The following is a 10,435-nucleotide window of genomic DNA, read 5'->3' as shown; positions in this document are numbered from 1 at the left end:
CCCAAATCCAAACCCCATGCTCGGCGCGGCACGGCTCGAAAACCGATTACGGTTTTCGAGCCCAAAGAACAACACAGCCCAAAGCAGAACCCAGTTCTCCGACTCGTGTCCGCCTCACTGCGGCTCCGCTTTCGCTCCGCCTCTTTTTCGCGCGCCTGCGCGATTCATTCTATTTCGGCTCACCGCCGAAATAGTTGAATCGCTTCTTTAGGCGGCGGCGCGCGTTTTAGTTTGAGGGTACTGCGCTCGGGCCGCGCGGGCCCCACGTCCCGTGGACGGGCAAAACTTCGTTTTGCTGCGGCAGTCTCAGACCAACTCTTTGTTCCGTTCTCTCTTCGCGCACTTTGAAAATCTTGCCAAAACGCGCAAGCGCATTTTGACAATTTCCCTCCTAAGGCAGGGCGCGCGTTTGTCCTACTGGGGGACTATCCTTACGCCAGGCGGGCGCACCCTTCGGGTGTTTTAATGGCAGCCTCTACCCCAAACGGTAACAGCCCCCCTAATGCTTACCGAAACTTCACGCCAACGTCCGGGCCACGGCACGAAATGCTTCACCCGTCACCGAATCGCGAGAGGCAATCGGCTCCCCGGCATCGCCCCCCTCTGCAATCGCCTGCACCAACGGGATCGAACCCAGAAACGGAACCCCCTGCTCTTTCGCTAATGCGGCCACTCGACCGTCCGACCCCGCCGGCCCGAAAATATAGTACTTATTCTCCGGCAGCTCCGCAGGCGTAAACCACGCCATGTTCTCGACAATCCCACGAATCGGAACCCCGACGTTCTCGTTCCGGAACATCACGATCCCGCGCACCACATCCGCCAAGGCCACCTCCTGAGGCGTGCTTACGACCACCGCCCCCGAAAGCTTCAACTCGCTGACGATCGTCAGGTGCAAGTCCCCCGTTCCCGGCGGCAGGTCGATCAACAGATAGTCCAGCTCACCCCACGCCGTCTGGTGCAACAGCTGCCTCAACGCGTTGGTCGCCATCGGCCCCCGCCACACCAAAGCATCCGAACCCGAAATGAAAAATCCGATCGACATCACCTTCACCCCATACGCCTCCGCAGGCAGGATGTATTCCAGATCGGAACCGTCTTCGGCCACCTCGGCCACCGGTTTATACTCCTCCACGCCGAACATCTTCGGCATCGAAGGCCCGTAGATGTCCGCATCCAAGACCCCCACCCGAAAACCCTCGGCCGCCAGGGCCACCGCCAGATTGGCCGTCACGGTGCTCTTCCCCACCCCGCCCTTCCCCGACGCCACCGCAATCACCTGCCCCACTCCGCTCATCGAGCTCTTCTCCCGCATCGCCTGCTGCTTCGCCGCCTTCGAGTCCGGCGGCAGCGGCTCGGACACCACGATCACCGGCGAAACACCGGTCGCTTCGGTCAGAATCGCCTCCGCCGCCCGCCGCACGGAAGCGGCCATCGGATCCCGCGGTTTGGTCAGTTTCAGCGTAAAACGCACCGCTCCGGTCGCCGGATCGACCTGAAGATGTTCCACCATCCCCAGCGACACGATATCCTTGTCCTGCTCCGGATGGGTCACCCCCTTGAGCAGCTCCAGCACCTCTTCGTTGGTCAATATCGTCATGATTGGTTCCGTAAACTCTGGTTAATCAATGCTTCGAGCCGTTCCAACGCCACCTCCTGCGGAATGTTGCGCTCGACGACCTCTTTCCCCCGGTACAAGGTCACCACGCCGTTCCCCGCTCCGACATAACCGAAATCGGCGTCGGCCATCTCGCCCGGACCGTTCACGATGCAGCCCATCACGGCGATCTTCAGCCCCGGATAGTGTCCGAACCTGGCCTTGACCGCCCGGGCAACCTCCTGGAGCTCGAACAGCGTCCGACCGCAGCCCGGACACGAGATAATCTCGGTCTTCGAGATCCGGGCCCGCGCGGCCTGCAAAATCGAAAACGAAAGCGAGGTCAGATCGAAATCCGGCGTCACATCCCGCTCGGTCTCGACCAAATTCCCGGCCGAGTCTTCGTCGTATTCGGTGGCAAAAACTTCGTTCACGATCCATATCCCGTCTCCGAAGCCGTCGATCAGCAGCGCGCCGAAGTCCGCCGCCGCATAGAGCTGCAACCGCTCCAAATCCCGCTGGCCATAACAGCGGCTCATAATCACCGGGTTCTGCAACCCGTGCCGCATCAGCTGCACGAAGCAGGCCCGAATCTCGCCCACCCAATGGCTGTTCTCGGACACCAATACGAGTATCCTTTCCGGATGGCTCTCCAGCCACTCCAAAAACTCATACGAGAGGTGTTCCAGCGTGCAGGCGATCCAGCCCTGTCCATGATCCAAGCCCTGCATCGCCTGCCGCGGCGTGACGAGCGCAAAGTCTTCCGGCGACAAGTCCGCACAGCCCTCCCCGACACGATCTCCCACCACAATAGGCGGTGCCCCGCCGCCGATCGTCACCCCGCGATACCGAACCGGAGTGGTCGCCCGCCGCACATATGTATAAGGATCGTACGGCACCGGCTCGTCGTCCACCGGAATATAGTTGTGCATCTCCCGGCCCACGAAATAGTCGGTCAAGATCCGTGCCGGCGCCATTTCATTCTCCGGCGCTTCGGTCAGCGAGACGCGAATGGTGTCCCCGATCCCATCGGCCAGCAAGGCGCCGATCCCCACCGCAGACCTCACCCTGCCGTCCTCCCCCTCGCCCGCTTCGGTCACGCCGAGGTGCAGCGGATAGGTCATCCCCTCTTCGTCCATCCGCGCGGCGAGCTTCCGATAAGCTTCGACCATCACCCGCGTATTGCTCGACTTCATCGAGATGACCACCCGGTCATACCCCTCGGCCCGGCAAACGTACAGGAACTCCATCGCCGACTCGACCATCCCGTCGGTCGTATCCCCGTACCGCGACATGATCCGGTCGGAGAGCGACCCGTGGTTCACGCCGATCCGAATGACCGTATTATAATACTTACAGACCTCGATCAGCGCCGTCAATTGCACCCGCAACCGCTCCAACTCCGCCGCGTACTCGGCGTCGGTATAGTCCAGCTGCCGAAACGTGGCCCGCTTGTCGATAAAATTACCGGGATTGATCCGCACTTTGCTCACATACTGCGCTGCAATCAAGGCCACCTGCGGATTGAAATGGACGTCGGCCACCAGCGGCACATAACACTCCCGCTCCTCGATCCGCCGACGGATGGTCAGCAGCCGCTCCGCCTCGGTTCGCCCCGGCGCGGTGAGCCGCACGAGCTCGGCCCCCGCCTCCGCGATCCGCAGCACCTGAGCGGCCGAAGCCTCGACGTCGGCCGTATTGGCGGTGGTCATCGACTGCACGACGACCGGCGCATCGCCGCCCAGCACTAAACGGCTGCCGATCCGAATGGGGTGGGTCCGCCGACGGGAATAGCTGAACAGATGAGGACAGTAGCGTTTCATGAGAGAAAACGATGGCGGAAACCGAAAAGACAAGTGTGGAGAATACCGGGTTCGAACCGGTGACCTCTTGCATGCCATGCAAGCGCTCTACCAACTGAGCTAATTCCCCGTTCAGACTCCACAAATATAGCCCTTTTTTCGACAGCCACAAATATTATCCGAACGAAGTATTGGTTTTTTCGAATAAATGGCATAGATTTGTAAGCGCGATTTACCGGTTATGCGCACCGACGCATACAAAATTCACTACCCAATATGGAACTCAAAAAATCACCCAAGGCCGACCTGGAAAATAAGCGGAGCTATTTTCTGGAGATCGGTATCATCGTGGCGCTGGCGGCATGTATCGCCATGTTCAGCTGGAGCCAGAAGGAGCGTGTCATCGAGGTCGTCGAACAGGCTCCGGTCGTGGTCGAAACGGAAATGATGGAGGTGACCATTCAGGAAGACAAGCGGCCGCCGGCGCCGATGAAAACTCAGGCGGTGGCGATCTCGGAAATCCTGAACGTGGTGAAAAACGACGCCAAAATCGAACCGACGGTCAATATTCTCGACCTGGACGTGACGCAGGATCTGGCGGTGGACGTGACGAAGTTCGGGGGGACGTATACGGGCGAGGAGGAAGCGGAGGACGATACGCCGGTGGTGGTGGCGGAAACCATGCCGACTTTCATGGGCGGGACGGTGGACGACTTCGCGAGATGGTGCGGGAAACATATCGTCTATCCGCCGGCGGCACAGGACAACGGCTCGCAGGGACGGGTCATGGTGCAGTTCGTGGTGGAACGCGACGGCTCGATCAGCCATGTGACGGTGTTGCGGGGGGTCGACCGGCTGTTGAACGACGAGGCGGTGCGGGTGATCAAGAGTGCGCCGAAGTGGACGCCGGGGTCGAACCGGGGGAAACCGGTGCGGGTGTATGTCAATGTGCCGATCAACTTCGTGTTGTCGGATTAGGTTAAACGTGTTTTTTACTCCTTGTGTAACATAGGAAAGGCGGTCTCCGTAACGGAGACCGCCTTTCGTTTTTATCGAACCCGGTCGAATCAGTTGGCCTGGATGGTACCGGTGTAGGAAGCGGTGTTCCCCATGTTCGGAACCAGGGTCAGCGTGGCCAGCCCGTTGTCGATATTATAGTTCAGGTGGAAAACGTACTTCACGTTATCCCACTCGGTCTGGAAAACGAGCGTCCACTGCGAGCCGTTGTTCATGTCTTCCCAGAAGGTGAACCGGTTGGTCGTGAAGTTGATCCGTTTCGGAATCATCGTCACGTTCTCGGCCACGGACACGTAAGGCAGGTTCACTTCCAAATAGCCGGGATAGATGGTGACGTAGTTATTCCACTGGTTGAGCGCCTGCTGGGGCCCGGCGAATTCGGGGGTCAGATAGGAGGCGGAGAAGGTGAAGTTGTGGCTCTGGAGGGCGTTGGTCATTTGAGAGACCATGGCCTCTTTCCGTTCGGTACGTTTGGCGTCGCGGACGGCTTGTTTGCTGTAGTCCTGAGCGGTGGCGCCGGCTACCAGCGCGACCATCATCAATGATAAAAATAACTTTTTCATAGTTTATTGGTGTTAGTGTGTGTTTTATTTCTGTTTCCCGCCCCGGGCTACCGCCTGTGGGACGCGGGTACGCTATTGGGTGCGGGCAATTGCGGGTTCAGTTGGTCGGCGTCGTCGGTTGTCTTCAGCGGGATCTATCTGCATTTCTATGCGACGTATTTCCATCCCAGTTTCTCCAGCAACCGCGGCTACGGTTTTCAGTTGCGTTGCCTCTCGGAATAAACGGGACGCTCGGCATTCGAATGCTGGCGGGAACTACCCCAATATTAGGAAGCCTCTACCCTACTTTTGAGTCGAATCCTGCGGTTCGCAGAACCGCGCGGGCCAAAGCCTCCCCCAGCGGAGGCCCGCAACTGAGGTTGCTTTTGGGGCCCGCAGGCTTCGGCCCTTAAAAGCACTTTCCCATTCACTCACGCCGAAAACGGACGGACGCCCGGGAGGAACAGCAACTCTCGACGCACAAGCGGCGTGTTGCGGGCCTCCCGGTGGGAGGCGTCCGGCCCGCGCGGTTCTGCGAACCGCAACTACAACGCCCCCATTCTGCGAGGTTCGGGCTGCGGCGTCCGGCCCGGGCATCAAAGATGCCCCGCCGCAAGCCCGGCGACCCTACGGGTCGCAAAAACTCGACCCTTTTGTAAGATTCGTCCTCGGCGCGCCTTGTTAAAACAGTTCGCTGCCAGCGGTGAATGCAACGAGCCCTGTCGAGTTGCAGTCCGCCGCCCGGGGTGGCGGCGAACTGCGCGGCTCAAAGAGCCGCAAGAGCATAGCCCCAAGCACTGCCCCGTGTCAGCCCCACTGCGGCTCCGCTTTCGCTCCGCCGTGTTTTCGCGCGCCTTGCGCGATTCATTCTATTTCGGCTCACCGCCGAAATGATTGAATCGCTCCTTTAAGCGGGGCGCGCGGTCAAGCTTTGTCCCGTCTAAAACTGCCCTGCGCGAGCGGCGTCCGGTTAATAAGGCAAAGAGAACCCTAGCAAAAGCCCGATGGGCGCCCCGGCGGGACAGAGCGATACTGCGTATCGCTTAATCAGCTCAGCCAAGTTCTTGGTGCGCGCCGGGGAAATCTTGTCAAAACACGCAAGCGAGTTTTGACGATTTCCCTCTTTAGGCGGCGGCACGCGATCTGGTCATTGCCCCGGCTGGAACTGTTCTTTCTGTTCACAGAAAGAACCAAAAAAACTTTAGACGGATGCTGACGCATCCTAAAGCTGCCGACGGCCTTAACCAACGCGACAGCCTTGATCCAACCCTCCGTCCGCGCCTTAAGAAAGAACTATCTCGACCCCCAAAAGCACAATTACCATGCCAAAAGAAGAAAAAGAGATGGAGAATCGCTCGATTTTTAATATATTAGCCCCGTATTATCCGTTGCTCCGTCGCCGCAGGCCGGTCGACAAAAAGGCATAAAAATTGATACGGAAAATCCGGCGGATAATCGCCACAACACCGATTGTAAGATCAACGTGTTTCAGGAACAACACATCCAATAACAGATGAATCACACACTACGAACACTCGGCGCTACGCTCGCAGCAGGGATCTGTTTCGGCACCGCGGCCGCGCAGGAGACCACGCAACAGGCGCTCACGTTGCAGGAGGCCATCGAACTCAGCTATCGGCAGAGCCCTGTCCTGGAGGCACAGCGACAGGCACAGGAAGCCGCCGTGCTGAACCGGAAATCCGTATGGGGACTCCGGATGCCGCAACTCGGAATCGGAGCCGCCTACACCTATATGTCCAAGGACATCAAGGCTTTCGACCTGAACAAGGAGAAAGAGGCCGCTTTGCAGGCTATCGGACAGCTGCCGCTCCCCTTTCCGATCCCGGGCGAAGTCATTCAGGCGGTACAGGGACTCGACCTGAGCCTAACGCTCCAGAAGAAACAGTTCGCTACCGTAGGGGCTACGGCGGCCGTACCTATATATATGGGCGGCAAGATCAACGCAGCGGTGAACGCCGCTAAGATCGGCGTCGAAAAGAGCGACCAGGAGGCGGCGAAGGCACAGACCGACCTGTTCGCACAAGTCGTCGAACGGTATTACGGCCTCTCGCTGGCGCATCACGTACTGAAAGTCCGCGAAGAGGTCACGGAAGGGATGCGGAAACACTTGGACGACGCTATCAAGCTGGAGGCCAACGGGATGATCGCATCGACCGAAAAACTCTACGCCGAAATGTTCCTCGCCAAAGCGGAGGGGGAACAGACCGCTGCCGGTCTTCAGATCGGAACCATCAACCGCGCGCTCGGCGCTTCGCTCAATCGCGAGGGAAACTACCTGCCGATTACGGCATTGTTCATCGTCGACAGCCTGCGACCGCTCGACCATTACCTGGAACGCGTCAGACAGAACAGCCCGATTCTCAAACAGGTCGAGCTGACCCGCCGGCTGGCCGAAGAGGGGGTGCGGGCCGCACGGGCCTCTTTCCTGCCCGAGGTGGCGGCGATGGGGGCGGTCAATGCGTGGGACTGGCAACTGACTCAGCTGGCACCGAGGTGGATGGTAGGAGCCGGCGTGAAATTGCGCATCTTTGACGGCTTGGGGAGCGAATACAAACACGCTTCGGCGAAACGGCAGGTGCGACAGGTCGAAGCCATGCAGGTGCAGGCGGAGAACGACCTGATGACCCTGACCGAAAAACTCTATAACCAACTCAAAAGCTCGGCGGCGGAGGTGAATGCCTTGCAGGCGACGGTGGCTTTCGCGGAATCGTACCTCGACGCCAAACAACGCGCTTTCAGCGAGGGGATCGCCCCCTCTTCGGACGTGGTGGACGCGCGGATGAACCTCGCCAAAGCCAAGGTTGAACGGCTCGCGGCGGCTTACACGTTCGACGTGACGCTGGCCCAGCTGCTGGCGCTGGCCGGCGAAACCGAAGCGCTCGGAAGCTACATGTATCAACCCGACTTCCGGACGATCGACAACGACTAACCTTTACGATCATCACTCTCAATCCCTTAGGACTATGAAATCGAAAGTATATACCATTGCGCTCATCATCATCGCGACGATCACGGTGGTGGCATTCATCGGGTGGTTCGTGCTCAAACCCGCTCCGTACATCATGCAGGGGACGGTCGAGGCGACGAGCTACAAAGTGTCGTCCAAAGTACCGGGCCGGGTGGACAGCCTGACGGTCAAACGGGGCGATGCGGTGCGGAAAGGCCAGTTCCTGTACGGCATCAGTTCGCCGGAAGTCTTCGCCAAACTGACTCAGGCGGAGGCGGCGAAGGACGCTGCGACGGCTCTTCAGGACAAGGTGGATGCCGGAGCTCGGAAACAGCAGATCCAACAGGCTTACGAAATGTGGCAGAAGGCGTTGGCCGGGCTGGATCTGGCTCAGAAAACATACGATCGGGTGAAAAACCTGTACGATCAGGGGGTGGTGCCGGCTCAGAAATTAGACGAGGCGGAGGCGAACTTGCGGGCGATGAAGACGACGGCGACGGCGGCAGAAGCGGGGTACAGCATGGCCAAAGAGGGGGCTCAGTGGGAAGAGAAGGCGGCGGCCAAGGCGCTGGTGGCACAGGCGGGCGGAGCGGTGAGCGAGGTGGAGTCGTTCGTGACGGAGACACGCCAGTTCGCACCGGTGGACGGAGAGGTGTCGAGCGTGATCTCGGAAAACGGCGAACTGGTGGGAACGGGCTATCCGGTGGTGACGGTGGTCGACCTGAAGGATTCGTGGGCGGTATTCAACATCAAGGAGACGCTCTTGCCCAAAATCAAGCTCGGAACGAAGTTCGATGCCTATTTCCCGGCGCTGGACAAAACGTATGAAATGAAGGTGACTTACATCGCGGCGGAGGCGTCGTATGCTACGTGGGCGGCGACGCGCACAAGCGGTGAGTTCGATGTCAAAACGTTCGAAATCCATGCCCGCCCGATAACGCCGATCGCTAATCTCAGACCGGGAATGTCGGTCACGGTGGATTATAATAGCTTATAAACCATTCGTTTGATTCGTGTCTACCCGCAGGGAACCGTACCTTTCTTTCAAGAAAGGTACCCAAAGAACTTTCATGATAGCTACGCTATGCCTTAGGCTCCGCAGTCCTCATTCTCTGTGACTGCTTTTGGGTCGGGGTTGTAGCGCGCCCAAAGTTTAGCTCGCATTAGCGCGCTACAACTCCCGGCCCAAAGAAAAGTCTGAGAACCGGGCCGCCGGCAGCGGGAGGATGCGTTAGCATCCGTCTAAAGTTTTTCTGGTTCTCTTTGTGAACAAAGAGAACAGTACCCTCCCGGGCAAAAACAGATAATCGAACTGTTAAATACAATGACCCGCATGGGACCATTCAGGAAGAGCATACTACGCGAGATCAGGCATTTCGGGCACAGCAAAGTACTCGTGACCGCCGTCATCGTGTTGCCCGCCGTGATGAGCGTACTCTACAGCCTGCTTTTTGCGAAAGGCGTGATCGACGACCTTCCCGTCGCCGTGTATGACGGCGACAAGACCGAGCTGTCGCGGCAGTTGATCCGGATGGTAGACGCCACCCCGGCGGCGGCCGTGACCCTGCATGTCGAGAGCATCGAACAGGGTCGGCACGCGATGGTACAAGGGCTCGTGAGCGCCGTACTCGTGATTCCGAAAGGCCTGCAAGCCGACATCTACGCCGGGCACGGAGGCGCGCAAGTGACCGCCGAAATCAGCGGAGCCCAGATTCTGAACTCCGGGATGCTGCGGCGCGACATCACCACCGTGCTGCAAGCCTTCAATATCGGCGTCGAGACCCAGCTGTTGGGGGCCCGCGGGATTCCGCAACGGAAAGGATATGCCATGGCCTACCCCATTCCGTTCGAAAAACACGTTCTGTTCAATCCTTACGGGAGCTATGCCTACTACCTGCTGCCGGGAGTGATGTTCCTCGCCTTGATCGTGACGGTCGCGATCGTGACAGTCTATGTGGTGGGGATCGAGCTCAAGGAGGGGACGGCACCCGAGTGGATCGAGACGGCCGGGGGGAGTGTGACACGCGCGCTGGCAGCTAAATTGACGCCTTATCTGCTGATGTTCTGCCTCATCTCGGTACTGATGAACACGCTGCTCTACCGGTTTCTCGGGATGCCTTTCCACGGGCATGCCGCGGTGATTCTGGTATTGGGGAACCTCTTCGTGATTTTGGCCTACATGGCCATCTCGGTCATGCTGGTCGCCCTGACGGCGAACACACGCTTCTCGATGTCGATCGCCGGCGGGTTCGCTACGGCTTCGCTCTCATTCTGCGGGCTCACCTTTCCCGCACTGGGGATGTATCCGGCGATCGTCGCTCTGTCGAAACTCTTTCCCTACACCTTCTTTATCGACCTCTTTATCGAACAGAGCCTCCGGGGAGCTCCGCCGGCGCGGTCGCTGGGCGACCTGGCAGCTATGGGAGCATTCGTCGTCGCCATGGCGCTGTTGATGCCGAGACTCAAACACATCGCGTTGAACCCGAAATACTACGGGAAAGATTGATGC

Annotated in this window: 8 protein-coding genes and 1 tRNA gene; 5 read left to right on the top strand and 4 right to left on the bottom strand. The window is 59.0% G+C overall.

What is annotated here, in order from left to right; all coding sequences use genetic code 11:
* Positions 1-517: 517 nt before the first annotated feature.
* From ACTO3O_RS02170 to ACTO3O_RS02160, 3 genes are all read right to left on the bottom strand, one after another.
* Complete coding sequence (locus ACTO3O_RS02170) at positions 518-1,600, bottom strand: Mrp/NBP35 family ATP-binding protein (protein ID WP_297832499.1); 1,083 nt, start codon at positions 1,598-1,600, stop codon at positions 518-520.
* Complete coding sequence (gene ispG, locus ACTO3O_RS02165; RefSeq protein ID WP_297832497.1) at positions 1,597-3,420, bottom strand: (E)-4-hydroxy-3-methylbut-2-enyl-diphosphate synthase; 1,824 nt, start codon at positions 3,418-3,420, stop codon at positions 1,597-1,599. Before ispG ends, ACTO3O_RS02170 begins: the two co-directional genes overlap by 4 nt.
* 36 nt (positions 3,421-3,456) lie before the next feature.
* Positions 3,457-3,529: transfer RNA gene (locus ACTO3O_RS02160), tRNA-Ala, on the bottom strand.
* A 146-nt stretch (positions 3,530-3,675) separates the two neighbouring features.
* Here ACTO3O_RS02160 and ACTO3O_RS02155 point away from each other — a divergent pair.
* Entirely contained in the window at positions 3,676-4,377 is a 702-nt protein-coding gene (locus ACTO3O_RS02155; RefSeq protein ID WP_294594458.1) for an energy transducer TonB, read from the top strand.
* 89 nt (positions 4,378-4,466) lie between these two features.
* On the opposite strand, the gene ACTO3O_RS02150 is transcribed toward ACTO3O_RS02155, so the two are convergent.
* Positions 4,467-4,979, bottom strand: a complete 513-nt coding sequence (locus ACTO3O_RS02150; RefSeq protein WP_297623738.1) for a DUF4251 domain-containing protein — start codon at positions 4,977-4,979, stop codon at positions 4,467-4,469.
* 15 nt (positions 4,980-4,994) lie between these two features.
* On the opposite strand from ACTO3O_RS02150, the gene ACTO3O_RS02145 reads away from it, so the two are divergent.
* The 4 genes from ACTO3O_RS02145 (at position 4,995) to ACTO3O_RS02130 (ending at position 10,432) form a co-directional block, all read left to right on the top strand.
* The gene (locus ACTO3O_RS02145; protein ID WP_297832493.1) at positions 4,995-5,201 is read left to right on the top strand and encodes a hypothetical protein; all 207 of its coding nucleotides are present in this window, start codon (positions 4,995-4,997) and stop codon (positions 5,199-5,201) included.
* A 1,270-nt stretch (positions 5,202-6,471) separates the two neighbouring features.
* Positions 6,472-7,908, top strand: coding sequence for a TolC family protein (locus ACTO3O_RS02140; protein WP_297831582.1), 1,437 nt, complete (start codon positions 6,472-6,474; stop codon positions 7,906-7,908).
* Between the two features lie 34 nt (positions 7,909-7,942).
* Positions 7,943-8,923: an HlyD family secretion protein gene (locus ACTO3O_RS02135; protein ID WP_294594301.1), complete on the top strand. Its 981-nt coding sequence runs from the start codon at positions 7,943-7,945 to the stop codon at positions 8,921-8,923.
* A 336-nt stretch (positions 8,924-9,259) separates the two neighbouring features.
* Entirely contained in the window at positions 9,260-10,432 is a 1,173-nt protein-coding gene (locus ACTO3O_RS02130; RefSeq protein ID WP_297831585.1) for an ABC transporter permease, read from the top strand.
* Positions 10,433-10,435 lie beyond the last annotated feature (3 nt).

The sequence above is a fragment of the Rikenella sp. genome (assembly GCF_056799795.1).
This window is presented reverse-complemented; position numbering and strand designations above follow the sequence as displayed.